Source organism: Baekduia sp., assembly GCF_035996765.1.
Lineage (GTDB): Bacteria > Actinomycetota > Thermoleophilia > Solirubrobacterales > Solirubrobacteraceae > Baekduia.
The window spans coordinates 31,063-54,017 of record NZ_DASYJG010000077.1; the positions used below are offsets into that span (position 1 = coordinate 31,063).

Genomic DNA, 22,955 nt, shown 5'->3' on the forward strand with positions numbered 1-22,955 from the left:
CTCTAACGGACCACTTCCAGTTGGCGGGCCCGGAACGCGAGCGTCCCGGCGGCGATGGTCAGCAGCACCTTGCCGCGCAAGGTCTGGCCATCGAAGCAGCAGTTGGCCGAGCGCGACTCGTAGCCGCCGTCCCCCACCACCCATTCGCGCTCGAGGTCGACGAGCGTCAGGTTGGCCGGCTGGCCGGGCGCGACGGTCGGCGTGGCGAGGTCGAACAGCGCGGCGCCGTCGGTCAGGCGCCGCAGCAGCAGCTCCAGCGTCAACACGCCGGGCAGGACCAAGTTGGTGTAGATCGCCGCAAAGGACGTCTCCAGCCCGGTGGTCCCCATCGGCGCTTGCTCGAACGGGACCTCCTTCTCGTCGCGCGCGTGGGGCGCGTGGTCGGTCGCGATGCAGTCGATCACGCCGGACTTCAACCCGGCGATCAGCGCCTGGCGGTCGTCCTCGGTGCGCAGCGGCGGGTTCATCTTCATGCGCGTGTCGAGCGTGCGGACCGCGTCGTCGGTGAGGCAGAGGTGGTGCGGCGACGCCTCGCCGGTGATCTGCACCCCGCGCTCCTTGGCATCGGCGAGCGCCTGGACCGACGCGCGCGCACTGAGGTGCTGGATGTGGATCCGGCCGCCTTCGTATTCGGCGATCAGCGCGTCGCGAGCGACCATCGTGGACTCGCTGATCGACGGGATGCCGGTCACGCCGAGCTGCGCGCTGACGTCGCCCTCGTGCATGGCGCCCTTGCCGCTCAGCGTCGGGTCCTCCTCGTGCAAGGCGATGACGCCGCCGCACAGGCGCTGGTACTGCAAGGCCTTGCGCAGCATGCCCGCGCTGACGACCGGACGGCCGTCGTCGGTGAAGCCTGCGGCACCCTCCTCGCGCAGCGCCGCCATCTCGGTCAGCTCGGCGCCGTTCATGCCGCGCGTGACGGCGGGCAGGAAGCCGACGGGGATGCGCGCGTCGCGGGCGGCCGCGTCGCGGACCGAGCGCAGCAGCGGCGCGGAGTCGAGGACCGGGTCGGTGTTGGGCATCGCCAGCAGGGCGCAGAAGCCGCCGGCGGCGCCGGAGCGCGTGCCGGTCTCGAGGTCTTCTTTGTGCTCCTGGCCGGGCGTGCGCAGGTGGACGTGCGGGTCGACGAAGGCCGGGAAGAGGTGGCGGCCTTGTGCCTCCACCGTCTCGGCTTGGTCCGGCGCGCTGAGTGTCCCGGCCGGCCCGATCTCGGCGATCTCGCCGCCCCGGACGAGCACGTCGCGTTGTTCGTCGATCCCGGCGCGCGGGTCCAGCACGTGGGCCTCGCGGATCAGGACATCGACCGGCGAGGCCGAGTTGTGCACCAACAACGGAGCGGCCATCAGGCGGGGACTCCTTCGGGGGTCCGTGTCGTGCTCGGCACATGGGCCAGCACTTCGTAGAGGACCGCCATCCGGACGACGACGCCTGCCGCGACCTGGGCGGTGATGACGGCTTGGGGCGAGTCGACGACCTCGGCGCTCAGCTCCACTCCGCGGTTGACGGGGCCCGGGTGCATCAGCACCTGCTTGGGGCCGAGGCGCCGGCCGTTGATCTGGTACCAGTGAGCGTACTCGCGGATCGACGGGACCCAGCTCTCGTCCATGCGCTCGTTCTGCATCCGCAGCGCGTAGACGACGTCGGCCTGCGCGAGGTCGTCGAGGGTGTAGCGGACCTCGCAGCCCATCGCCTCGATCCCGCGGGGGATCAGCGTCGGCGGGCCGGCGAGCGTGACTTTGGCCCCCATCTTCTGGAAGGCCATGATGTTGCTGCGCGCGACGCGGCTGTGCAGGACGTCGCCGACGATCCAGATGTTGAGGCCGTCGAGGCCACCGAGCCGCTGGCGCAGCGTGTGGACGTCCAGCAGCGCCTGGGTCGGGTGCTCGTGCTTGCCGTCGCCGGCGTTGATGATCGAGGCGGGCGTCCAGCCGGAGACCAGCTCAGCGGCGCCGGCCCACGGCGTGCGGATGACGATCGCGTCGGGCTTGTGGGCGCCGAGGGTCAAGACGGTGTCCTTGAGCGACTCGCCCTTCTCGACGCTGGAGCCGGACGCGCTGAAGTTCACGACGTCGGCGGAGAGCCGCTTGGCGGCGAGCTCGAAGGAGCTACGGGTGCGGGTCGAGGCCTCGTAGAAGAGGTTGAGGACCGTGCGGCCGCGGAGCGCGGGGACCTTCTTGATCTCGCGGTCGGCGACCTCGGCGAACGAGGCGGCGCGGTCGCAGATGCGCTCGATGTCGGCACGATCGAGGTGCTCAATGGAAAGAAGATGCTTCATGACAGTGGCCTCGATGGTGCGGCACGGTCGAGGTGCTCGATGGAGAGGAGGTGCTTCATGGGCTAGGCCACCACTTCCGCGATCTCGGTGATGCGGACCTCGTCGACGTGGTCGAGCTCCTCGACGTGCACGTTGACGCGCTCGGTGCGCGAGGTCGGCAGGTTCTTCCCGACGTAGTCAGGGCGGATCGGCAGCTCGCGGTGGCCACGATCGGCGAGCACGGCGAGCTGGACCTTGGCGGGCCGCCCGTAGCTGAAGAGCGCCTCGATGGCGCTGCGCACGGTGCGGCCGGTGAAGAGGACGTCATCGACCAGCACGATCGTGCGGCCGTCGAGGTCGAAGTCGATGTGGCTGGAGTGGACGGTGGGCTGGTCGGGAAGGGGGTGGGAGCCAATCCGGCCGACGTCATCGCGGTAGAAGGCGATGTCGAGATCCCCGATCGGGACCTCGCGCTCCAGGAGATCGACCAGCAGGGCGTGGATGCGGCGGGCGAGGATCGCGCCGCGGCGGTGGATCCCGACGATCGCCAGATGCTCTGGCTGATCGTTGCGCTCCACGATCTCGTGGGCGATCCGGACGAGGGTGCGACGCATGTCGTCCTCGTCGAGGACGACCTTCTCATGGTCCATCGGTGTTCCGTTCCTTCCTGGCCTCACAGGACCGGGTTAAAGGAGTGGTTGCTGCGATCAAACCTAGCGGACCGTCCGGGCGTATGGTCGTGTCATGAGCGACGCAGCGCAAGACGATCGCGCCTTCAAGGCGCGGACCCGGGCCATGTGGGCGACCGGTGACTTTCCTCGCGTGGCACGTGAGACGATCAAGGACGTCGGCCCAACGCTGGTCGCCGCCGCGGGCGTGCGCGCTGGCCAGCGCGTGCTGGATGTCGCGGCCGGTTCGGGCGCGACGTCGATTCCAGCGGCGCTGGCCGGCGCCGACGTCGTCGCCTCGGACCTGACGCCGGAGCTGCTGGAGGCCGGCGAGGAGGCAGCGCGCGACGCCGGCGTCGAGCTGGAGTGGGTCGAGGCCGACGCTGAGGACCTGCCGTTCAGCGACGCCTCGTTCGACATCGTGCTGTCGTCCTTCGGCGCGATGTTCGCGCCACGCCATCTGATCGTGGCCGACGAGCTGCTGCGAGTGGTGCGACCGGGCGGCACGATCGCGATGGCCAACTGGACGCCCGAGGGCTGGGTCGGCCAGTTCTTTTTGACGATGCTGCCGTTCATGCCCCCGCCGCCGCCCGGCGCGCTGCCGCCGCCCGCCTGGGGCGTTGAGGATCACGTGCGCTCGCTGTTCGGCGAGGGCGTGAGCGAGCTGACGTTCACCCGGCAGATCCAGGCCGTCGACCACTTCGCCACGCCGGAGGCGCTCATCGACTACTACCGGGAGAACTTCGGGCCGACGATCATGGCCTATAAGTCGCTGGCCGGCGATCCGGAGCAGACCGCCGCGCTGGACGCCGCGCTGATGGACTTCGCGGTGCGGATGAACCTCGCCGGGCCCGGCGAGCCGGCGCGCTACGAGTTCGAGTACATGATCGTCGTGGCCCGTCGCGCGGCCTAGATTGCCCGACATGCCCGACGATCCCGAGCGTTCCCTCCAGTCGCTCTACCGCGCGGTGCTGGCCGCGTGGAACACCGACGACGCCGCGGCCTTCGCAGCCCCGTTCGCCGACGACGGCCAGGTCGTGGGCTTCGACGGCAGCGAGATCACCGGGCGCGCGAGCATCGCCGAGCAGATGGCCGCGATCTTCGCCGACCACGCGACCGGCAGCTACGTCGGCATCGTGCGCTCGGTGCGCCCGCTGGGCGCGGACGCGGCGCTCTTGCGCGCAGTGAGCGGCGTCGTGCCCGCCGGGGAGTCCGACCTCAAGCCCGAGCTGAACGCCATCCAGTCGCTCGTCGCCGAACGTCGTGACGGGAGCTGGAAGATCATCCTGTACCACAACACCCCGGCCCAGTTTCACGGCCGGCCGGAGCTCGCCGAGGCGCTGACCGAGGAGCTGCGGGGACAGCTGCCACCCGACCGCGACTAAGCGCGCGGAGCGTGTGTGGCCTCGATGCCGCGGACGTCGCCGTCCTCGTCGAGGAGGACGGCGACATCGGTGAAGCCGTGGCGGGCGAGGTCGTCGTGGAGGCGCTCGGGCTGTCCGGCGCCGAGCTCGAGCAGCAGCGCGCCGCCGGGGCGCAGGAAGCGCGGCGCGCCGGCGATCGCGCGGCGCAGGTGGGTGGTGCCGTCGTCGCCACCGTCGTAGGAGAGCGCGGTCTCGAAGGTGAAGGTGTCGCGCTGGAGCAGGTTCAGCTCGGGGGTCGGGACGTAGGGAACGACGCCGACGATGGTGTCGACCTGACCTTCGAAACGGTGCGGGAGCGGGTCGAGGAGATCGCCCGCGAAGACCTCGACGCCGTTGGCCCGCGCGCAGGCCGTTGAGCGCTCGTCGACCTCCGTCGCGACCACGCGAGCGCGCGGGTGATGGGCGCGCAGCACCGCGGCGATCGCGCCGCTGCCGGTGCAGAGGTCGACGGCGGTCCCGTCGTTCGGAAGGCGCTCGACGGCACGGAGCGCCAGCTGCTCGCTCTGCCAGCGCGGGACGTAAACGCCGGAGTCGACCCGGACCTCGATGCTGCAGAACGTCACGCTGCCGGTGATCCAGGCCAGCGGCTCGCCGGTGAAGCGCCGCTTGATCAACTCCTCGAGCCGCTCGTCGTCGCCGGCCGCGCAGGCCAGCAGCTCGTCGGCCTCCTCCTCAGCGGCGACGAAGCCGCCGGCTTCCAACCGCGCGACGAGTGCCGCGCGTTCCTGGCTCAAGCGATCGGTCCCTGGGCGGGCGCTGTCTCCACCGCCGGCGCGGGCCGGCTGGGGTCCCAGCGGTGCAGCTCCGGAGGCCCCTTCTCGGGAAAGGGCACGTCGATGAGGTCGAAGTCGCGCGGGACCTCGGTGCGCGGGAAGATCGCGCGCGCCTCGTCGCGAATCTCGCCGCCCGCGTAGCGCGTCGAGACGTGCGTCAGCGCGAGCAGCCCGACACCGGCCTCGACCGCCAGTTCGGCCGCCTGGCGCGCGGTCGTGTGACCGGTCTCCAGCGCCCGCTCGCGCTCCTCGGAGGTGAAGGTCGCCTCGTGGACGAGCACGTCAGCGCCGTCGGCGGCCACCCGCACCATGTCGCACGGCGACGTGTCGCCCGAGAACACCAACTTGCGTCCGTGCCGCGTCTCCCCCACGACCTGCTCGGGCGTGACGCCGCCGACGGTCTCGCCACGCTGCAGCCGTCCGAAGTCCGGCCCGGGCGCGACGCCGAGCTTCGCCGCCAGCACTGCATCGAAGCGACCGGGGCGGTCCTCCTCGATCAGCGCGTAGCCGTAGGCCTCACCGCGATGGCGGACGCGCAGCGCGTGAATCTCATACCCATCGAACTCGACGATGGCATCCGGTTCGAGGTCGACGACGCGCAGGCGGTACTTCAGCCGGCCGAAGATCGTCTGCTGCACGGTGTCGAGCAGCTTCTTGGTGCCGGGCGGCCCGAAGATCGTCAGCGGCGCCGTGCGGTCGCGCAGATCGAAGGACTTCAACATGCCTGGCAGGCCGAGCCAGTGGTCGGTGTGGAGGTGGGTGAGGAAGACCTCGGTGAGGTCCGGCAGCCCGACGCTGCGAATCAGCTGCCGCTGGGTCCCCTCGCCGCAATCGATCAGCACCTTGTCGGCGCCGCGACGGATCAACGTCGCGGGCAGGCCGCGGCGGGCGGTGGGCACGGAGCCGGCGGTGCCGGCGAAGAAGATCGAGAGGTCCATCAGGCGCGTGTGGAGGCTACCGCCGGGGGTAGGGTCGACCCATGCTCAAGGATTTTCGACAGTTCCTGCTGCGCGGGAACCTCGTCGACCTGGCGATCGCCGTGGTCATCGGCGCGGCCTTCGGCGCGGTCGTCGCGGCGCTGGTCAAGGACATCATCACGCCGTTGATCGCTGCGATCGGTGGTCAGCCGGACTTCAGTGGGTTGGACTTCACGATCAACAAGAGCCGCTTTGCGTACGGCGACTTCCTCAACGCGATCCTGACCTTCGTGATCATCGCGGCGGTGGTGTTCTTCTTCGTGGTCAAGCCGGTGAATGCGCTGATGGAGCGGATGCAGACGTCGGAGCCGGTGGATGAGGAGACGCGCGAGTGCCCGGCGTGTCTGAGCCAGATTCCGTATGCGGCGCGGCGGTGTGCGTATTGCACGGAGGAAGTCGGGTCGGCGCCGCCTCCTGTTGCCTCCGCCTAGGTCTACTTCGGGACGTCATACGGGCGGGGTTGGCTGGTCGGCGCTCCGTGACGTCGCCACCGCGCTCATGGGGTCTGCGGCGTTGAGTGAAAGTATGCACTGTGGTTCGGCGCGCATTTGTGTGGGCACCGAACGGGGCGCCGCCCGGATGCCGACATCACGGATCACCTCTCGGTTCAACGCACTCGCGCCGCTACCGAGCCGCCGCGCGGTTTGTGTCGGAACTGTGCGAGTCGTCGCGGGCCTGTGACGCCTTTGGTCACGTTGTGGCGGCGCGTGACCTCGTTGGGTCTGGGGCCTCGAGGTCCAGGGCGTTTCGTGGTCAATAGTTCACCACCAGACGCCCCGCATCGGTCGGGGGCGTTTCCGGCTCCATCTTGGAGCCCAAATCGACCCGGATTTCCCGCCCAAGGATCGAGGGCGCCCACCCCGAGCTCCGAGCGCGGGGTGGGCCTGTTGAACGCGAGCAGATCGTGCCAGATAGGCCCACGACTCCTGCACGACGTCGCGGACTCGACGTGGGCCCGTACAGCGACGCAGAACGTCCGCCAACAGGCCCACCCTCCCCGAGGCCAGAGCGGATGACGAGCCAACGCCGCGAGGCACCGATCCCGCTCACTCCCCTCGGTGCCGACAGACCACGCTGCACGCCCCGTCCCCGATTGCGCTGAGCGCCCGGACGTCCACACCCGGAGTTGTTGATGTGGTCGCGCAGCAGCACCGGTGCAACTTTGCACCAATTCTGCGCAGCTGACCAATACCGTCCGCCCCGTCAGCTAGGCTTATTCCTTCAATCAAATACAGCACCCCCGCGCCGGTGAGACGGCCGGGGGCATGACCCAAAGGAGTAGTCGCTCCCATGAGTACCCCGCAGCGTATCCACGCCCGGACGATCGTCGTCGATCGCGAGACCGCCGATGTCCTCCGGCGTGAGACCAAGAAGATGATGGATCTCGGCCACGAGCTCTTTGAGGACTTCCTCCTCTACGGCCCCGAGGCCCAGTACGTGCTCGCCATGCGCTTCTGCGCAGCGACCGCGCTCATCACCGCCGTCGGCTGGGATCCCGACAACGTGGACCCCGACGTCGAGACGTTCGAGGTCCCGTTGACCGACGACCTCGTCGAGCAGTTGCGCCACCGCCGCTACGACCTGGCGCTCTGCAACAACGACCGTCTCGACGGCCTACCTGTCGACAAGCCGATCGATCCCGACCTCCTCACCGAGATCACCACCGACCGCCTCGCCGCCCAAGCCTTGGACCGCCTCTTCGCCACCTACACCAAGGCCACCAAGAACTAACCGACAACCGCTCGGGTCGTGGCACCACCGCTGCGACCCGAGCCATCGGCGGGCCATCGGCCTACGGCCGTCTGACCTCCCCCGCGGAGTCGCGTACCGTCGCCTGCTTCTCCCCTGCCATCTCCAGCTGGTCCCGATGCTGTCAGCGACCTCCGGCATCGCGGCGTGCATACGGCGAGCAACACGAACGTGACCATCCGCCGCTCGCGGTGTACCACCTGTCATGACCTTCTCCCCCGCGATCGCCGTCGCTCGGCGTCACGCTCGTACCCTGCTCGCTGTCGGCATGGTCGCCACGCTGGCGTTCGCGCTCTACGCGCGGCGGGGCGATCTCGTGGCTTTCGACTGGTCGGTCAATCCACTGGCGCTTGCCGCCGCCGCGCTGCTGCTGGCGGTTCCGGGCCTCGTCCAGGCGGGGACGTTCGTCGTCGCGCTGCGTCGCGTCGGGGCGGGCGCGCGCTGGCGGCCGGCGCTCAGGATCTGGGCACGTTCGTGGCTGCTGCGTTACGAGCCCAGTGGCGCTGTCGGCTTCGCCCATCGCGTCGGTGCGCGAGAGCGTCTGGAGGCGACCACGCCGCAGGTCCTCACCGCCACGGCCTACGAGCAGCTGGCCGCTGTGGCCGGCGGCGCGCTCGCCGCGCCGATCGGCTTCGCGGTCGCGGGGCTCCAGCCTCCCGCGATCGCCCTCGCAGCCGCATCAGTCGCGGTGTTGACGCTCGTCGCGCTGCGTCCGGCGTGGCTTGGCGGGTGGGTCCAGCGGCGCCTGCAGGCACGTGGCATCGCCGCAGCCGCACCGCTGCGCGGCCGTGAGGTCGCGGCGCTCGTCGCCGTGCATGCCGCCGGATGGGCGGCGACCGCCGGCGGCCTCGCGCTGCTTGCTGGCACGCTCGGACTGTCCGACACGAGCACCGGTGTCCTGCTCGGCGCTGCCGCGCTGTCGTGGCTGGCCGGCGTGCTTGTCCCGATCGCGCCTGGCGGCCTCGGCGTCCGCGACGCCGCGCTGGCTATCGGCCTCGCACCAGTGCTCGGTGCCGGCGCGGCGACCGGCCTGGCGGTCGCGCTGCGCGTCGTGGGCTTCGCCGGAGAAGTGATGGCCTATGTGATCGCCGAGGCGCTCGCGGCCCTTCCGTCTCGCGCCGCAGCAGTAGACGCACCCGCGCCCGCTTTCCTCCCACCGACCGACCGCTCCGGCGTCATCGTCGTCGTCCCGACCTACCAGGAGGCCGAATCCCTTCCCCTCTTCGTCGAGCGCTTCGCCGCCACCGGCGTCGAGCTGCTGATCGTCGACGACGCCTCACCGGACGGCACCGGCGCGCTCGCCGACGAGCTGGCCGCCCATCGCCCGTGGATGCACGTCCTGCACCGCGAGGGCAAGGACGGGCTCGGCGTCGCCTACCGCGCCGGCTTCTCCTGGTGCCTGGCCCGCGGCTACCGCGCGATCGGCCAGATGGACTGCGACCTCTCGCACCCGCCGGAGAAGATCGCCGAGATGCTGGCCGTGCTCGACGGCCGCGAGGCCGACCTCGTCATCGGCAACCGCTACCTGCCCGGCGGCGGCACCGCCAACTGGAGCCGTTCGCGCCGCGCGCTCAGCCGCGTCGGCTGCACGATGAGCCGCCTGCTGCTCGGCCTGCCCTACGACGACCTCAGCGGCGGCTTCAAGCTCTGGCGCGCGAGCTGCCTGGAGGATCTCGGCCTCGACGGGATGCTCGCCGCCGGCTACGCCTTCCAGATCGAGACGACCCAGGTCGCGCATCTGCTCGGCAAGCGCATCGAGGAGATCCCCTTCACCTTCCAGGAGCGCGTCGCCGGCGAGTCGAAGATGTCGCTGGCGATCTCCCTCGAAGGGATCGGCGTCTGCCTCCAGCTGCGACGCCGGGGCCACGCGATCGGTGCGTGAAGCGCGCGAGGAGGGATTCGAACCCCCGACTTCCTCCTCCGGAGGGAGGCGCTCTATCCACTGAGCTACTCGCGCGGGTACGGGCATCGTAGCGGTCCCGGTCAACACCACCTGGACCTGGACGCCGAGAAGCCCATCATGTTGAGGTCCAAAGCCCTTGAGGACCGGCGGCTGCGGTGCCATCGTGCACACGGCATGGATGCCGCCAACGACCCGCTCACCCGCCTCGCCTCCGAGCTCGAGCGCCTGTCCCAGGCTCACCTCGCCCTCAGCGAGGCCACCGCATCCCTGATTCCACAGGCCGCACCCCACGAGCGCCGCATCCTCGGCCAAGCCGCCGCCGCATCCCGCGCCGCCGCACGCACGGCCGCCGAGGCGAGCGCCAAGACGCTGGCCGCCACCGACGGCTGAGCGTCAGCCGCTTCACCTGCCTGGCCTAGCGCTCGACCCAGACCCGCGAGTGACCTTGGATCGGCCGCGTTCGACTCTGGACCGCAGACCTGAGACGGCAGTTCATCGTCCGTGTTGCTGCGCGACGGTTAGACGGGTCAAGCGTCGCCAAAGTGCTGGATCTTTGATCCACAGTTCAGAGAATGGCTGAATCTGGCGTCCTTCCCAACGCACAAACCACCAGAACACACCGAAATCGTCTTCGCGTACTTCCTCGATCATGCGTCGTCTTGCTGGCATGGTATTGCCCGACGCAAGCACATCACTCGCGGCACGCCGCAGCCGCCGGATCATTCGATAACGACCTTCGACGACTGCTTCGTGGTTGATCCTGTTGAGCACATCAAGTGTGGCAAGTCCACGCACATCGACGACGTCCCCGGGGTGGACCTTCGGAGCAATCACACCCGTATCGGCCAATGCCAAGTGAGCCCACGCGTCGGTCCGTGTGGGATCGATCACGAGCGGCCCGAGATCAGGGTCGACCGGGAAGCGCGTCGACTTTCGCCGGTTGCAGTCGGTGCACGCCCACAGATGGTTCCGCCACACAAATGTGCTCGCATATTCGGAGTCGATCGGCGCGTAGTGATCGACATCTGTCCCCCGAGAGTCACTGCAGTAGAAACAGCGATCGCGAACACCTGCCATCCGGCGAAGTTCGTCCACGAGCGGACGAGCTTCGGCGAGCGGCCGGAACGCCTTCCACTCCTGTCGTGCCGTCTGGACATCTGAACATCTGTCGCCGCGACGAGCAAGCGCAACACGTGTTGCCAGCGGCAACTCCTGGCGGTACAAGCGCCGCACGCGCCAGTTACGTCCCGGACGCAGCAAAGAGGGCCAGTTGCTCTAGCTCGCGCGTCTCATCAGCAGAAAGGCCCACTGTTAGACGCTTCCCCTGAAGCAGTGCGTGTCGATTCCTAGCTCGGACCGCTCGGGGAGAACGCGTTTGCTGCAAACCGAATGCGGGCGTTAGCAGGATCTCGTCGGGCTTACCGGCGACGACCTCGTTGTAATCCTCGGTCGAAAGGCGAAACGCCTCACCTTTACCCGGTTGGGGCAGGTGATAGATCCGTCCATAATCTGCCGCCGGACACACCAGCGGACTGTGCGTCGTCACGATGAACTGAACATTCGGGAAATGAGACTTGAGCCAGAACCCGATGTCTCGCTGCCAATCAGGATGAAGATGTGCGTCCACCTCGTCGATCAGCACAACGCCTGGACGAGCGACGAACACGCTGCCGTCAGCTTGACTCGCGACGATGTCCGGGCCATAGACCATCGACATGTGCCGGAAGATGTCGATCAGCATCGCCAGTGCGGCCCGGTAACCCTCGCTCATGTCGCTCAACGCGATGCGTCGGCCCGCGGCATCTCGCAGCCAAACGCCTTGTGAATTCACCTCCTCCACGGCTGCCCCTTGACGAAGAAAATGATCGTTCAGAAGCATCAAGAGCCCAGCGAGTTGACGGCCGGCGCGCCCATCCTGCTCGCGTCGGCTTTGCTCTTCGAGGTGCTGGTACTGGAGATCCTTGATCCACTCTTCGCCTTCACCAAGCGTCGCGTCTTCCTTGAATAGGGTCGCGTAGTGAGGCACCCGACCAGGCAGCACCATCAGTCGCTGTGCATCGGGCGAACTTCCGTACAGACGCCGGAACGGCCCGTATCCCAGCGAGAACCAGCCATTGGTAGACGGCTGCCACGGCCCGTTCTGGGCGCTGACGCGCTTGTTTCGTCGGATGTCCACCGGCGCGAGGCGCCACACATTGTCCTCGCTGTAAATCTGGATCTCCGCCCAGAAGGTGCCACGAAGAGGAGCACCACCACGACGCGTGCTATCCCACTCGTGATGCGGCTTGACCTCAACGGAGACGGCTCCACGCTCTTCCCCCGTCTGAGCCCAACCCGAGAAGTCCTGCACTAGCCCGCGCGATTGGTCCGGTCCGAGTAGCGCAAGCGCAATGGCTCGTAGCAATGCGGTCTTACCCGCGCCGTTGTCGCCCGTAATAACGGCCCAGCCCGCATACTGTCCCTCTTCCGGACAGAAGTCGAACTGTGCATTCTTGAAGCTCTTTACGTCCGATAGCTCCACACGCTTGATGTACATCAGGGCTCCACTGGGCTGTACGTCACTTTCGGCAGCCTACGCGCTGGCCTCGACGTTCCGGAACCGCCAGCTTGGGACATCAACCATCTCCGGCGCGAAAGGCGAGACCCGGTTAGCTGTTTGCGCGGCAAGGAATGCTTGACAACCACCCCGTCGGCGCGTCCGTGAGAACCGGCGCGGACACGCGGCAACTCGATGGCAACGATCCGGGCCCAGCGCGGGAGGCTTCGGTCTCCATTGCGTCGCTCTCGGACGACGAGTTTGACCAGCGCCGACGCGTCGGCGTACAGAACGCCCTCGGTGGCTTCAGCCACGTTCTCCGCGCTGCTCCTGCAGCGCACGTGTGCCGGCGTCGGTGATCGGGCCGGTCAGCGGTCCGCGTCGTGCGAGCACGTCGCGCAAATCCGCCGTCGCGGGTCGGAGGCGACCCTCGCGTTCGAGACGATCGAGAACCGGGTCCGTCTTCGATGTGCGGCGCTGCGGCTCCACGCCGACAGCGTGTCACGTCCGACACAGCATCTGCAGCATCCCCAGCGCCCGTGACGGATCGCGGCGCATCATGGTGAAGGCGGCGCGTGCCTGCTCGACGTCGTCGAGGGTCGCGTCGGGACGCTCGACGCAGAAGCGGCCGATCCAGCGGACGGCGGCGCGCTCGTAGCGCTCTGGCTCGCGGTCGCGGAGGAGGACGCAGACCTCGAGCGCGTCGTCGAGCCGGACGGTCGGCAGCTCGGTGGCTGCGGCGCGGATGATCGTGAGGTTGCCGGAGCGCAGGGCGCGCTGGAAACGGGCGTAGGCGGAACCTTCATCTGACACGAACACATGTTCGCATACCGCGCAAGACCATCATGTTCCTCCCAACACGCGCCTCAGCCAGCAGGCAGCTCCTGCACCACCGCCAGCGCGTCGGCGAACAGATCGCCCTGGTCGCGCACGCGCGCCAGCACCGCGTCGAGGTCGAAGACGAGCTCCTCGGCACTCCCCGCCTCCACCGCCGCGGCGACCTCGTCCCAGCCCAGCGGCGTCGAGACCACCGGCCGCTCGCGGGCCCGCGGCGAGTAGACCGACACGGTGGTCTTGTTGATGTCGTTCTGGCTCCAGTCGACCAGGACCTTGCCCTTGCGCAGCGCCTTGGTCTGGCGCGCCACGACGAGGTCGCCCGCCTCGGCCTCCAGCAGCTCGGCCACCGCCTTGGCAAAGCCCTTGGTCTGCTCGTAGGTCACGCCCGGTGTGTTGAGCGGGACGTAGACCTGCATGCCCTTGCCTCCCGACGTCTTGACGACCGCGCGCAGGCCCAAGTGCTGGAACATGCCCTGCAGGACGGTCGCCACCTGGCAGCACTCCAGCAACCCCGCCGGTTCGCCGGGGTCGAGGTCGAAGGCGACCATCGTCGGCGCCAAGAGCTTGCCGTCGTCGTCTGCCCGGTGCATCGGCGTGTGCAGCTCGAGGTCGGCGAGGTTGCCGAGCCAGGCGAGCGTCGGCGTGTCGCCGGCCACCACGTAGTCGATGGTCTTGCCGCGCTCGAGCTTGACCGGCATGGTCGCGACCCAGTCGGGCCGGTGCGCCGGCGCCTGCTTCTCATAGAAGAACTGGCCCTCGGAGCCGTGCGGGTAACGCTTGAGCGTCAGCGGGCGGTCGCGGAGATGCGGGAGCAGGACCGGCGCCAGCTCGACGTAGTAGCGGATCAGGTCGTTCTTCGTGTGGCCCGAGGGCCACAGCGCCTTCTCCAGGTTGGTGAGCCGCAGCTCGCGGCCTTCGACCTCGGCGCGCACGGCCGTGGCGCCGCGAGCCCCCTTGGGCGGTGCGACCGGCTCGCGGACGACCAGCGCGGCGGGCTTGTCGTCACGCAGCCCCTTGTAGGACGGCGCGCGCAGCACGCCCTCCTGCGTCCACGCGATGAACTCGACCTCGCAGACCAGCTCGGGCTCGACCCAGACCGCCTCGCGCGGGATCTTCACGGCGCGTGGAACCTCGTCGAACGGCGACGTGTCGCGGACCAAGGGCCCCAACAACTCCCCGAGACGGTCGAGCTCGGCGTCCGTGAAGCCCGTGCCGACGCGACCGGCGAAGCGAAACGGCGCGTCGTCGTCCTCACGCACACCTACCAGGAGCGCCCCGATGCGGTCCTGACGCTTGCCCTCCCCCGGCAGCCAGCCGCCGATCACCAGCTCCTGGCGGTTGGTGTTCTTGATCTTGCGCCACGCGCCGCTGCGCCGGCCGGGCTCATACGGGCAGTCCAGCCGCTTGGCGACGATCCCCTCCAGCCCCTGCTCGCGGCTGGCGGCCAGCACCTGCGCGCCGCCGCCGACGACATGGTCGGGGACCTGCCAGCGCTCGCCGTCAGCCAGCAACGCACGCAGCGCGGCGCGGCGCTCCGCATACGGAAGATCCATCAGCGAACGGCCGTCCAGCCACAGCAGGTCGAAGGCCATGTAGTTGACCGGCGCCTCCTTGGCCAGCCGCCGCACCTGCGCGTCGCGCGTCAGATGCATGCGGCCTTGCAAAGCAGCGAACGACGGTTTGCCGTCCGCGTCAAAGGCCACCACCTCGCCATCGAGGATCGTCCGATGCATGCTCAGCGCCCGGTTCATCCGTCCCAGCTCCGGATAGCGCTGCGTGACGTCGTTGCCGTTGCGGGTCACGAAACGCATCCGGCCAGGCTGGCTGAAGACGATGGCGCGCACGCCGTCCCACTTGATCTCGTACGCCCACTCCGCATCCTCGCGTGCCGGCGGGAGCGCGCCGGCCTTGGCCATCATCGGCACGAGCTGGTCGGGCATCGCCTCCTGGCCGAGGACCCAGCCGTCGACGGCCGGCTCGCCCATGCGGTGGATCATCCAGTCCTTGGCATCCGAGCCCATCGGGAAGAGCGCGTAGCGGCCGGTCACGCGCTCGCCGTGGAGCTCGACCTCGACCTTCTTGCCCTCTTCCCACTTGAGCAGCTCGTAGGTGCCGCGGTCCCAGATCGTCATCGTCCCGGCGCCGTAGGAGCCCTTCGGGATCTCGCCGTGGAACTCCAGGTACTCGAGCGGATGGTCCTCGGTGTGGGCGGCGACGCGGTTGTCCTTAGCCGCCCACGGCAGGCCGTTGGGCAGTGCCCAGGAGGCCAGAGCGCCGTCGTGCTCGAGGCGCAGGTCCCAGTGCAGGCGCGTCGCGCTGTGCTCCTGGATGACGAAGCGCGGCAGGCCGTCGTCCGCGCTGCTGTCCTCGCCGCCCGCCGGCTCGGGCGTCGCGGAGAAGTCGCGCTTGGCGGCGTACTCGTCCAGGCGCTGAGCCATCGCCGAAGGGGCTACCCGCCGGCGATGCGCAGCACGGTCTCGCGAAGCTCGGAGATCGGCGCGTCCTTCTCGACGTAGGCGACGGCACCGCCGCGACGGCCTTCACCGTAGGCGCGCGGATGGCCGCTGAGAACGACCACGCGGATGTCGGGGACGACCTGCTGCAGCTCGCCGACCGCATCGCGATCGACATCGAGAAGATCGAGCAGGACGATGTCGGGCCGCGTCTCGCCGGCGACCTGGAGGGCAGCGTCCACGTCGGGTGCCTCGCCGACGATCTCGATGTCGGCATCGTCCTCCAGCTCCGCGCGGATCAGTGCCCGGAAGGCCGATGAGTCATCACAGTGCAGGACACGGACCATGCGTTGCGCAGACTACTCCGCGGCTCGGGCGTCTCCTTCGGGAAATCCACCGTTTCGTGTTTTGCGCGGTCGGCTGTAGCGCAAAGGCCGTCGTTGTAGCTTTCCTCCAATGACCATCGCGCATCAGCCCGGCGAGCCGCTCCGTGTCGGGGCCGTCGACCTGCGCGACCTCCTCAGCGCCCATGTCGACGCGCTGGCCGACGCGGTGCTGGAGCGCTTTGCCGCCGGCGCCGGACCTGACGGCGCACCGGATGCCGCGACGCTGCGCAACCTGCGCCTCGGTGCCCGCGCGGCGGTCGACTGCTTCCTCGCGCGGCTGGCCGGGGAGCGCCGTGTGGCTGATGACGCGCTCTTCGTCGCCCACGGCCGCGCGCAGCAGGCGGCAGGCCGGACGCTGACCGAGCTGTTGTCGTTCTACCGGCTCGGCGGGCTGGCCATGTGGGAGCGGTCGACCGCGCTGCTGCCGCAAGCGACGTCGCTGCCGGCCGCCGAGATCTTCGCCTTCGGCAGCGCGGTGCTCGAGCTGGTGGACGAGCTGTCGGTCGCCGCCGCCGGCGGCTATGCCGCACAAGAGGCCGAGGCGCGCCGGCGCGGTCGCGCGCTGCGCGAGCGCCTGGTCTCGCTGCTGCTCAGCGACCCGCCGGTCGCCGAGGACGTGCTCGACGCGGCCGCCGCTGCGGCGGGCTGGCGACTTCCGGCCCAGGTGCGCGTCGCGGTCGCCGCGCTGCCCGCCGACCCGCTGGCCGTGCCGGCCGGTCCGCCGCCGGACCGCGTGCTAACCGCCACCGTCGGCGATGGCCGCCTCGCGCTGGTGGTCGCCGACGGCGAGGAGACCGAGCGCTGGCTGGCGCGTGCCGCGACGGCGCTGATGCTCGAAACGCCGATGGCGATCGGCCCGTCCGTGCCGGCCGCCGCCGCCGCGCGCAGCGCCGCCCGCGCCGTCGCGCTCTTGGACCACGTCACTGCCGGTGCATTGGGCGACCGCGACGGGCTGGAGGTCGTGCGCTGCGACGACCACGAGATCGCGCTGCTGCTCGGCGCCGCGCCGGATCTCGCCCACGAGGTCGCCGGCCGTCGCCTCGCGCCGCTGGCGACGCTCGAGCCCGCCGCGCGCGAGCGCCTGACCGCCACCCTCGCCGCCTGGCTCGCGGACCCCGGCCGCCCGCAGGCGATGGCCGACCGCCTTGGTCTGCACGTGCAGACCGTCCGCTACCGGCTTAAGGCGCTGCGCGGTTTGTTCGGCGACGCGCTCGATGATCCGGACGAGCGCTTCGAGCTCGCGCTGGCGCTGCGCGTCGGCGAGCGGTAAGCGGGCGCAGCAGGCGCGCAGACCTCCCATCTCACGCGCGACTCGGCGAGTTCGTCCCCACGGCTGACCTCGCGCGAGCGGACCGGTTCCGAGCTCGATGCGCGATATAAGTGCGACGGTGACTCCCGCGCCGCAACTCGGAGAAGCGCGGTGATGCGGTTCGGTCTGCTGTGTTCCGCCCAGGCGACCAGCGACGCAGAGTCGGCGCTCCCCGGTCAGGGTCTGCGCGACTGGCTCGAGTTCAACGAACAAGCAGAACGCCTCGGCTTCTACTCGAGCTTCCTGGTCGAGCATCACTTCACGGGCTGGGATCAGGTCTCGGCCACGCTGACGATGTTGGCCTGTCTGGCCATGCGCACCAGCACGCTGCGCCTGGGCTCCGGCGTGCTCGCCCTTCCGTGGCACAACCCCGTCCTGCTGGCCGAGCAGGCCGCGACCGTAGACCTCGTGTCCGGCGGTCGGCTGGATCTCGGCATCGGCAAGGGCTACCGGCACGCCGAGTTCGCCGGGTTCGGCATCGCCCCCGAGGACGGTCAGCGCCGGTTCGACGAAGCCGTCGAGGTGATGACCCGCGCCTGGACGAGCGCCTCCCGGTTCTCGCATGCCGGCACGCATTGGTCCTTCAACGACATCGTGGTCGAACCCAAACCCGCGCAGTCACCCCACCCGCCACTGTGGATGGCGGCGGGAAGCGACGCGTCGGTCGCACGAGCGGCAGCGGCCGGATACAACCTGATGCTCGACCAGTACGCCCCGCCCGTCCAGATCGCCGAACGCATCGCCACCTACCGCGACCAGCTGACCGCCCGCCCGTTTGACCCCATGAACGTCGCCGTGGCCCGCCACGTCCATGTCGCCGACACCGAAGCCGAAACCGTCGCCGCGCGACGTCGGCTCGCTGCCGGCACCCAACGCATTCTCGGCGTGGCCCGCGACCCCGAGCGCCCCACGACCGGCTCCCATGTGCTCGCCTATCAGCATCCTGGCGCAGCCGATGCCCACGCGCTCTACGGCACACCCGACCAGATCGCCGAAGGTCTCGCTGCGCTCCACGAAGCCGGCGCGGCCTACCTCCTGCTCATCTTCGAGACCGACGTCGCCCAACTCCGCCGATTCCGTGACGACGTCCTCCCGGCGATCGCCGCGCGCGGGCTTTTCTCGGATCCTGCTGTCTGAGTCGACGGCGCGAGCGATCGCGCCTACGATGTCTGACGTGCTGACCGGTTCTGACGCAGGTACCCAGATCGAGCGCGAGTTGGAGACGCACCGGCGTGCGTTGACGGGCTATTGCTACCGGATGCTCGGCTCCGGCTCGGAGGCCGAGGATGCGGTCCAGGAGACGATGGTGCGCGCGTGGAAGGCGGCCGATCGGCTTCAGGAGCGCGCCGCGTTGAAATCGTGGCTCTATCGGATCGCGAGCAACGTCTGTTTCGACATGCTCCAGGGGCCCCAGCGGCGCGCGCAGCCGATGGATCTTGGTCCGGCGTCGGCGGCGGACGCCGCACTCGGGGCGCCGCTGACCGAGGGCGCGTGGGTGCAGCCGATCGCCGACGCGCGTGTCGCGCCGGCCGAGGGCGATCCGGCCGAGATCGCCGCGGGCCGCGAGACGCTGCGGCTCGCCTTCGTGGCGGCGCTCCAGCATCTTCCGGCACGCCAGCGTGCGGTGCTGATCCTGCGCGAGGTGCTGCGCTGGCAGGCCACCGAGGTCGCCGAGCTGCTCGAGACGTCGGTCGCGTCGGTCAACAGCGCGCTGCAGCGCGCTCGCGCGACGCTGTCAGAGCTCGACCTCGACGCGACCGACGGCCCCGCTGCCGTCGACGACGAGCAGCAGGATCTTCTGGTCCGCTATGTCGACGCGTTCGAGCGCTATGACATGACCGCGCTCGTCGCGCTGCTGCGCGAGGACGCCGAGTTCTCGATGCCGCCCTTCCCGCTCTGGGTCAAGGGCACCGACGACATCGTCGCGTTCATGACCGGCACAGGTGCCAAGTGCGAGGGCTCGCGGGTGCTGGCGACCGCGGCCAACGGCGGCCCGGCGATCGCGATCTACAACCAGGACGACGAGGGCTACTCGCCGTGGGCGATCGTCGTGGTCGAGACCTCAGAGGGACGGATCAGCGGGCTCCACCACTTCATCTACCCCGAGCTCTTCGCCGAGTTCGGGCTCCCGCCGCGCCTCGAGCGCGAGCACGCAGGTTAGGCCGCACAGCTCGATCAGCTCGATCAGGCCGGGCGAGGCGTCGCGGATCCGCAGGCCCATGCCACCGCGGCGTGTGGCGAGGTGCATGCGGGCAAGCAGATCGACGAGCACCATGTCGGGACAGCTCGCGTCGAGATGGGCGACGAGCGTCTCGGCACCCTGCTCATCGACGACCACGAGGGTCGTCGCTCTGTCACGCGCGTCGCGCATTGCCCTGTTGAGACGCCCGCGGAGGTCCGAACTCATCGGCAGCCGATGAGTTCGTCGGGTCGGCGACGTCTGAGCGACCATGACGACGTTCGCGCTGATCCCCGGCGCCGGCTCTGACCAGTGGTACTGGAGCCGGCTCGTGCCGCTGCTGACGCAGCGCGGCCACGAGGCGCTCGCGCCGGAGCTGCCGGTCGACGATCCCGACGCGGGCTGGGATGCCTACGCCGACGCGGTCGCCGCAGCGATCGGCGACCGCACCGGCGTCGTGGTCGTCGCTCAGTCGATGGGCGCGTTCACGGCGCCGCTGCTGTGCTCACGGGTCGACGTGGCCCGGATCGCGCTGCTGTGCCCGATGATCCCGGCGCCGGGCGACACGGGCAACACCTGGTGGGAGGCCGCCGGTCAGGCGGCCTCAGCGCGAGCCGCCGCCGAGCGCGAGGGCCGCGACCCGGACGCGCCGTTCGAGCTGGAGACGACCTTCCTGCACGATCTGTCTACCGACGTCCGCACAGCGCTGCTGTCACGACCCGCGCCCGCGCAGGAGGACCGGCTCTTCGAGGAGCGTTGGCCGCTGGACGCGTGGCCCGAGGTCCCGACCACGGTGCTGGCCGGCAGCCGCGATCGCCTCTTCCCGCTGGACCTGGTCCAGCGCCTGGCACGCGAACGCTTGGGGCTGGACCACGTGGAGACCGTTGCCACCGGCCACCTCGCGGCGCTCGTGGCGCCGGAGGCTGTGGCCGACTGGCTGCGCTAGCCGCCCGCTACTGCGGGGAGGATCTGCACTTCTCCGCCGTCCTTGACCGGCGTGGCGAGACCGTCGCCAAAACGCACGTCCTCGCCGTCGACGTAGACGTTGACGAAGCGGCGCAGGCCACCGTCGCCGTCCGACAGGCTGTCGCGCAGCTCGGGGTGCTCGGTGTAGAGCGCCTCGAGCACGGCGCCGACGGTCTCGCCCTCGAGCGGGACCTTCGACGCACCGCCGGCCGCAGCGCGCAGCTGCGTTGGCAGCTTGACCGTGACGCCCATCAGGCGTGAGCGGCGGGATGGACGGTGGACCGCATAACCACGTTCTCGAACTCCGAGAACTTCGGGTCGATCGTATGCGCCTCGAAGGTGTCGCGCACCGCGTCGAGCGTCTTGAGGCCGTCGCCGGTGATGACGAGTACAACGCGCTCCTCCGGATCGATGTCGCCACGGTCGGCGAGCTTGGCGAGCGTCGCGGTGGTGACGCCGCCTGCCGTCTCGGTGAAGATGCCCGTCGTCTCGGCCAGCAGGCGGATGCCCGCCTTGATCTCCTCGTCGGTGACGCTATCGACGCCGCCGTTGGTGCGGTTGGCGAGCTCGATGGCATACGGGCCGTCGGCCGGGTTGCCGATGGCCAAGGACTTGGCGATCGTGTCCGGCTTGACCGGGCGGCAAACGTCAGTGCCCGCGGCGAACGCCGTGGCCACCGGCGAGCAGCCCGTGGCCTGGGCGCCGTTCATCGTCGGCGTGTCGCCCTCGATCAGGCCCAGCTCACGCCACTCGTCAAAGCCCTTGGCGAGCTTGGTGAAGAGCGAACCCGAGGCGATCGGCGCGACAACGCGGTCCGGCGTCGAGAAGCCGAGCTGCTCGGCGATCTCGTAGGCCAAGGTCTTGGAGCCCTCGGCGTAGTAGGGGCGCATGTTGACGTTGACGAACGCCCAGCCCTCCTGCTCGCCGCTGATCTCGGTGCAGAGGCGGTTGACGTCGTCGTAGTTGCCGTTGATCTTCACCAGGTTGGTGCCGTAGACGCCGGTCGCGAGGATCTTCTGCTCCTCGAGGTCGGCCGGGATGAAGACGTAGGACGGCATCCCCAGCGCGGCGGCCGTGGCGGCCACGGCGTTGGCGAGGTTGCCGGTCGACGCGCAGGCCAGCGTGTCGAAGCCGAGCTCCCGCGCGCGGGCGGCAGCGACGGAGACGACGCGGTCCTTGAAGGAGTGCGTGGGATTGTGCGCGTCGTTCTTGACCCAGACCTCCTTGAGGCCCAGGCGCTCGGCGAGACGGTCGGCGCGCACCAGCGGCGTGCAGCCGGCGGGCAGGCCGACGCGCGAGAGGATCTTCGCGCTCGGGCCAGGCTGGCCGTCAACGAGCGGCAGGAAGTCGACGTAGCGCCAGATGTTCTGCGGGCCGGAGGTGATCCGGCGGCGCAGCGAGGCGACGTCGCCCGCGAGCGCGCTGTGGTCGTACTTGACCTCGAGCGGGCCGAAGCACTTGGTGCAGACGTACTGCGCCGTGAGTTCGTACTCGGTCCCACATTCACGGCATGAGAGGTTGGTGACAGCCATTGAGGAAACTCCTTGTTCTTCGCCGATAATTCGGTGTGTGACGAAGAAGTGGCTTCCTACGCCACACGTCTCCAGGAATTGGCACCTTCCCGCCTAAGCGGGGGTTGCCGGGGTTTCATCGGGCCAGTCCCTCCACCCCTCTGGACGTGTACAGCTCTGTTCGTGAGAACGATAGCAAGCGACCTTGATGCTGCAAAACGACATGTCGGCAGCGTGGTTTCGGCGGGCGAACGGTAGACTCCCTGGCGTCGTGATCCCTTCCGTCGACGAGCCCTTCAGTCGTAATGCCGAGGCTGCCCCGCCCGCCTCTGCGTCGCGCTGCCCGCTCCCGTACGGACGGCATCGCTCGCGTCGCCGAGCCTGACACCCCGAACGTCGAGGTCGTCGAGGCCGAGGGACTGCGCTGGATCAACATCGAGCGCCCCCGCCAGATCGACCGCGCGTGGCTCGAGGAGCACTTCGACTTCCACCCGCTGGACTACGAGGACGTCTTCTCGCGCAACCAGCGCCCGAAGGTCGACGAGTACGAGGGCTACCTCTTCGTCGTCCTGCACTTCCCGGTCTTCGACAAGCGCGTCAACCGGCTCAACGGCGCCGAGGTCGACATCTTCGTCGGGCCCGACTTCATCATCACGCTCCCCAACGAGGGGCTGCAGCCGCTGCAGTACCTCTTTGACCGCTGCCGGACCAACGAGGACATCCGCGAGGACATGTTCTCCAAGGGCGCGGGCTACCTGTTGTACAAGGTGGTCGACGCCTGCGTGGACGCGTCGTTCCCGATGCTGCGCAAGATGGGGTTGAAGCTGGAGCGCCTGGAACAGGCGATCTTCGAGGAGGAGGCCAACCGCGAGATCGTGCGCGACCTCTCCAACGCCAAGCAGGAGATCATCAACTTCCGCAAGATCGTCCGGCCGCAGCGCGTCGCGCTGAAGGACCTGGAGCGCACCAAGCGCTACGTGACGGGCGAGCTCGACATCTACTTCGACGACATCAACGACGCGTCGGAGCG

The 22,955-nt window shown here is 69.3% G+C and carries 24 protein-coding genes, 1 tRNA gene and 1 riboswitch; of the genes, 11 read left to right on the top strand and 14 right to left on the bottom strand.

Features of this window, described 5'->3' with window-relative positions:
- Nucleotides 1-2: 2 nt before the first annotated feature.
- The 3 genes from VGO10_RS17110 to pyrR all read right to left on the bottom strand — a co-directional run bounded on the left by VGO10_RS17110 (nucleotide 3) and on the right by pyrR (nucleotide 2,904).
- Nucleotides 3-1,343: a dihydroorotase gene (locus tag VGO10_RS17110; protein WP_327470582.1), complete on the bottom strand. Its 1,341-nt coding sequence runs from the start codon at nucleotides 1,341-1,343 to the stop codon at nucleotides 3-5.
- Entirely contained in the window at nucleotides 1,343-2,275 is a 933-nt protein-coding gene (locus VGO10_RS17115; protein WP_327470584.1) for an aspartate carbamoyltransferase catalytic subunit, read from the bottom strand. Before VGO10_RS17115 ends, VGO10_RS17110 begins: the two co-directional genes overlap by 1 nt.
- A gap of 62 nt (nucleotides 2,276-2,337) precedes the next feature.
- Complete coding sequence (pyrR, locus tag VGO10_RS17120; protein ID WP_327470586.1) at nucleotides 2,338-2,904, bottom strand: bifunctional pyr operon transcriptional regulator/uracil phosphoribosyltransferase PyrR; 567 nt, start codon at nucleotides 2,902-2,904, stop codon at nucleotides 2,338-2,340.
- A gap of 94 nt (nucleotides 2,905-2,998) precedes the next feature.
- On the opposite strand from pyrR, the gene VGO10_RS17125 reads away from it, so the two are divergent.
- Both VGO10_RS17125 and VGO10_RS17130 read left to right on the top strand, forming a co-directional pair.
- On the top strand, nucleotides 2,999-3,835 hold the full coding sequence (locus VGO10_RS17125; protein WP_327470588.1) for a class I SAM-dependent methyltransferase: 837 nt from the start codon (nucleotides 2,999-3,001) through the stop codon (nucleotides 3,833-3,835).
- 10 nt (nucleotides 3,836-3,845) lie between these two features.
- The gene (locus tag VGO10_RS17130; protein WP_327470590.1) at nucleotides 3,846-4,307 is read left to right on the top strand and encodes an SgcJ/EcaC family oxidoreductase; all 462 of its coding nucleotides are present in this window, start codon (nucleotides 3,846-3,848) and stop codon (nucleotides 4,305-4,307) included.
- Here VGO10_RS17130 and VGO10_RS17135 read toward each other — a convergent pair.
- Together VGO10_RS17135 and rnz are read right to left on the bottom strand one after the other, a co-directional pair.
- Nucleotides 4,304-5,080 carry a HemK/PrmC family methyltransferase gene (locus VGO10_RS17135; RefSeq protein ID WP_327470592.1) on the bottom strand — a complete coding sequence of 259 codons (777 nt, stop codon included), beginning with the start codon at nucleotides 5,078-5,080 and terminating at the stop codon, nucleotides 4,304-4,306. The two genes, VGO10_RS17130 and VGO10_RS17135, sit on opposite strands and share 4 nt — an antisense overlap.
- Nucleotides 5,077-6,057: a ribonuclease Z gene (gene rnz / locus VGO10_RS17140; protein ID WP_327470595.1), complete on the bottom strand. Its 981-nt coding sequence runs from the start codon at nucleotides 6,055-6,057 to the stop codon at nucleotides 5,077-5,079. Before rnz ends, VGO10_RS17135 begins: the two co-directional genes overlap by 4 nt.
- A 41-nt stretch (nucleotides 6,058-6,098) precedes the next feature.
- Between rnz and mscL the strand changes: the two genes are divergently transcribed.
- From mscL to VGO10_RS17155, 3 genes are all read left to right on the top strand, one after another.
- On the top strand, nucleotides 6,099-6,527 hold the full coding sequence (gene mscL / locus VGO10_RS17145; protein ID WP_327470597.1) for a large conductance mechanosensitive channel protein MscL: 429 nt from the start codon (nucleotides 6,099-6,101) through the stop codon (nucleotides 6,525-6,527).
- A gap of 859 nt (nucleotides 6,528-7,386) precedes the next feature.
- Complete coding sequence (locus tag VGO10_RS17150) at nucleotides 7,387-7,827, top strand: hypothetical protein (RefSeq protein ID WP_327470599.1); 441 nt, start codon at nucleotides 7,387-7,389, stop codon at nucleotides 7,825-7,827.
- A 223-nt stretch (nucleotides 7,828-8,050) separates the two neighbouring features.
- Complete coding sequence (locus tag VGO10_RS17155) at nucleotides 8,051-9,727, top strand: polyprenol monophosphomannose synthase (RefSeq protein ID WP_327470601.1); 1,677 nt, start codon at nucleotides 8,051-8,053, stop codon at nucleotides 9,725-9,727.
- Between the two features lie 2 nt (nucleotides 9,728-9,729).
- On the opposite strand, the gene VGO10_RS17160 is transcribed toward VGO10_RS17155, so the two are convergent.
- Nucleotides 9,730-9,802 (bottom strand) — tRNA-Arg (locus VGO10_RS17160).
- A 120-nt stretch (nucleotides 9,803-9,922) separates the two neighbouring features.
- On the opposite strand from VGO10_RS17160, the gene VGO10_RS17165 reads away from it, so the two are divergent.
- Nucleotides 9,923-10,138 carry a hypothetical protein gene (locus VGO10_RS17165; protein ID WP_327470603.1) on the top strand — a complete coding sequence of 72 codons (216 nt, stop codon included), beginning with the start codon at nucleotides 9,923-9,925 and terminating at the stop codon, nucleotides 10,136-10,138.
- Between the two features lie 102 nt (nucleotides 10,139-10,240).
- On the opposite strand, the gene VGO10_RS17170 is transcribed toward VGO10_RS17165, so the two are convergent.
- From VGO10_RS17170 to VGO10_RS17190, 5 genes are all read right to left on the bottom strand, one after another.
- The gene (locus VGO10_RS17170; RefSeq protein WP_327470605.1) at nucleotides 10,241-10,843 is read right to left on the bottom strand and encodes a hypothetical protein; all 603 of its coding nucleotides are present in this window, start codon (nucleotides 10,841-10,843) and stop codon (nucleotides 10,241-10,243) included.
- Nucleotides 10,844-10,988: 145 nt separating this feature from the next.
- Nucleotides 10,989-12,284 (bottom strand): AAA family ATPase, encoded by a 1,296-nt coding sequence (locus VGO10_RS17175; RefSeq protein ID WP_327470607.1) that lies wholly within the window; start codon nucleotides 12,282-12,284, stop codon nucleotides 10,989-10,991.
- A gap of 501 nt (nucleotides 12,285-12,785) precedes the next feature.
- Nucleotides 12,786-13,097, bottom strand: coding sequence for a hypothetical protein (locus VGO10_RS17180; protein WP_327470609.1), 312 nt, complete (start codon nucleotides 13,095-13,097; stop codon nucleotides 12,786-12,788).
- Nucleotides 13,098-13,150: 53 nt separating this feature from the next.
- Entirely contained in the window at nucleotides 13,151-15,559 is a 2,409-nt protein-coding gene (ligD, locus tag VGO10_RS17185; RefSeq protein ID WP_327470611.1) for a DNA ligase D, read from the bottom strand.
- A gap of 11 nt (nucleotides 15,560-15,570) precedes the next feature.
- Entirely contained in the window at nucleotides 15,571-15,921 is a 351-nt protein-coding gene (locus VGO10_RS17190) for a response regulator (protein WP_327470613.1), read from the bottom strand.
- Nucleotides 15,922-16,030: 109 nt separating this feature from the next.
- On the opposite strand from VGO10_RS17190, the gene VGO10_RS17195 reads away from it, so the two are divergent.
- The 3 genes from VGO10_RS17195 (at nucleotide 16,031) to VGO10_RS17205 (ending at nucleotide 19,430) form a co-directional block, all read left to right on the top strand.
- Nucleotides 16,031-17,230 carry a helix-turn-helix domain-containing protein gene (locus VGO10_RS17195; protein WP_327470615.1) on the top strand — a complete coding sequence of 400 codons (1,200 nt, stop codon included), beginning with the start codon at nucleotides 16,031-16,033 and terminating at the stop codon, nucleotides 17,228-17,230.
- Between the two features lie 153 nt (nucleotides 17,231-17,383).
- Nucleotides 17,384-18,406, top strand: a complete 1,023-nt coding sequence (locus tag VGO10_RS17200) for an LLM class flavin-dependent oxidoreductase (protein ID WP_327470617.1) — start codon at nucleotides 17,384-17,386, stop codon at nucleotides 18,404-18,406.
- A 28-nt stretch (nucleotides 18,407-18,434) separates the two neighbouring features.
- Nucleotides 18,435-19,430 (top strand): sigma-70 family RNA polymerase sigma factor, encoded by a 996-nt coding sequence (locus tag VGO10_RS17205; protein WP_349258959.1) that lies wholly within the window; start codon nucleotides 18,435-18,437, stop codon nucleotides 19,428-19,430.
- On the opposite strand, the gene VGO10_RS17210 is transcribed toward VGO10_RS17205, so the two are convergent.
- On the bottom strand, nucleotides 19,332-19,721 hold the full coding sequence (locus VGO10_RS17210; protein ID WP_327470621.1) for a hypothetical protein: 390 nt from the start codon (nucleotides 19,719-19,721) through the stop codon (nucleotides 19,332-19,334). The genes VGO10_RS17205 and VGO10_RS17210 overlap by 99 nt on opposite strands.
- Between VGO10_RS17210 and VGO10_RS17215 the strand changes: the two genes are divergently transcribed.
- Nucleotides 19,720-20,394 (top strand): alpha/beta hydrolase, encoded by a 675-nt coding sequence (locus VGO10_RS17215; RefSeq protein WP_327470623.1) that lies wholly within the window; start codon nucleotides 19,720-19,722, stop codon nucleotides 20,392-20,394. The genes VGO10_RS17210 and VGO10_RS17215 overlap by 2 nt on opposite strands.
- On the opposite strand, the gene VGO10_RS17220 is transcribed toward VGO10_RS17215, so the two are convergent.
- Both VGO10_RS17220 and thrC read right to left on the bottom strand, forming a co-directional pair.
- Entirely contained in the window at nucleotides 20,391-20,666 is a 276-nt protein-coding gene (locus tag VGO10_RS17220; protein WP_327470625.1) for a ubiquitin-like small modifier protein 1, read from the bottom strand. The genes VGO10_RS17215 and VGO10_RS17220 overlap by 4 nt on opposite strands.
- Nucleotides 20,666-21,946, bottom strand: a complete 1,281-nt coding sequence (gene thrC / locus VGO10_RS17225; protein ID WP_327470627.1) for a threonine synthase — start codon at nucleotides 21,944-21,946, stop codon at nucleotides 20,666-20,668. Before thrC ends, VGO10_RS17220 begins: the two co-directional genes overlap by 1 nt.
- Before the next feature lie 62 nt (nucleotides 21,947-22,008).
- A riboswitch (SAM riboswitch) is annotated at nucleotides 22,009-22,097 on the bottom strand.
- Between the two features lie 133 nt (nucleotides 22,098-22,230).
- On the opposite strand from thrC, the gene VGO10_RS17230 reads away from it, so the two are divergent.
- Nucleotides 22,231-22,955, top strand: a 725-nt coding sequence (locus VGO10_RS17230; protein WP_327470629.1) for a magnesium transporter CorA family protein, incomplete at its 3' end; no start/stop codon positions are given.

Coding starts and splice junctions, on each gene's coding strand:
- VGO10_RS17110 (WP_327470582.1), bottom strand. CDS start 1,343: ATGGCCGCTCCGTTGTTGGTGCACAACTCGGCCTCGCCGGTCGATGTC.
- VGO10_RS17115 (WP_327470584.1), bottom strand. CDS start 2,275: ATGAAGCATCTTCTTTCCATTGAGCACCTCGATCGTGCCGACATCGAG.
- pyrR (WP_327470586.1), bottom strand. CDS start 2,904: ATGGACCATGAGAAGGTCGTCCTCGACGAGGACGACATGCGTCGCACC.
- VGO10_RS17125 (WP_327470588.1), top strand. CDS start 2,999: ATGAGCGACGCAGCGCAAGACGATCGCGCCTTCAAGGCGCGGACCCGG.
- VGO10_RS17130 (WP_327470590.1), top strand. CDS start 3,846: ATGCCCGACGATCCCGAGCGTTCCCTCCAGTCGCTCTACCGCGCGGTG.
- rnz (WP_327470595.1), bottom strand. CDS start 6,057: ATGGACCTCTCGATCTTCTTCGCCGGCACCGCCGGCTCCGTGCCCACC.
- mscL (WP_327470597.1), top strand. CDS start 6,099: ATGCTCAAGGATTTTCGACAGTTCCTGCTGCGCGGGAACCTCGTCGAC.
- VGO10_RS17150 (WP_327470599.1), top strand. CDS start 7,387: ATGAGTACCCCGCAGCGTATCCACGCCCGGACGATCGTCGTCGATCGC.
- VGO10_RS17155 (WP_327470601.1), top strand. CDS start 8,051: ATGACCTTCTCCCCCGCGATCGCCGTCGCTCGGCGTCACGCTCGTACC.
- VGO10_RS17165 (WP_327470603.1), top strand. CDS start 9,923: ATGGATGCCGCCAACGACCCGCTCACCCGCCTCGCCTCCGAGCTCGAG.
- VGO10_RS17175 (WP_327470607.1), bottom strand. CDS start 12,284: ATGTACATCAAGCGTGTGGAGCTATCGGACGTAAAGAGCTTCAAGAAT.
- ligD (WP_327470611.1), bottom strand. CDS start 15,559: ATGGCTCAGCGCCTGGACGAGTACGCCGCCAAGCGCGACTTCTCCGCG.
- VGO10_RS17190 (WP_327470613.1), bottom strand. CDS start 15,921: ATGGTCCGTGTCCTGCACTGTGATGACTCATCGGCCTTCCGGGCACTG.
- VGO10_RS17195 (WP_327470615.1), top strand. CDS start 16,031: ATGACCATCGCGCATCAGCCCGGCGAGCCGCTCCGTGTCGGGGCCGTC.
- VGO10_RS17200 (WP_327470617.1), top strand. CDS start 17,384: ATGCGGTTCGGTCTGCTGTGTTCCGCCCAGGCGACCAGCGACGCAGAG.
- VGO10_RS17205 (WP_349258959.1), top strand. CDS start 18,435: ATGTCTGACGTGCTGACCGGTTCTGACGCAGGTACCCAGATCGAGCGC.
- VGO10_RS17215 (WP_327470623.1), top strand. CDS start 19,720: ATGACGACGTTCGCGCTGATCCCCGGCGCCGGCTCTGACCAGTGGTAC.
- VGO10_RS17210 (WP_327470621.1), bottom strand. CDS start 19,721: ATGGTCGCTCAGACGTCGCCGACCCGACGAACTCATCGGCTGCCGATG.
- VGO10_RS17220 (WP_327470625.1), bottom strand. CDS start 20,666: ATGGGCGTCACGGTCAAGCTGCCAACGCAGCTGCGCGCTGCGGCCGGC.
- thrC (WP_327470627.1), bottom strand. CDS start 21,946: ATGGCTGTCACCAACCTCTCATGCCGTGAATGTGGGACCGAGTACGAA.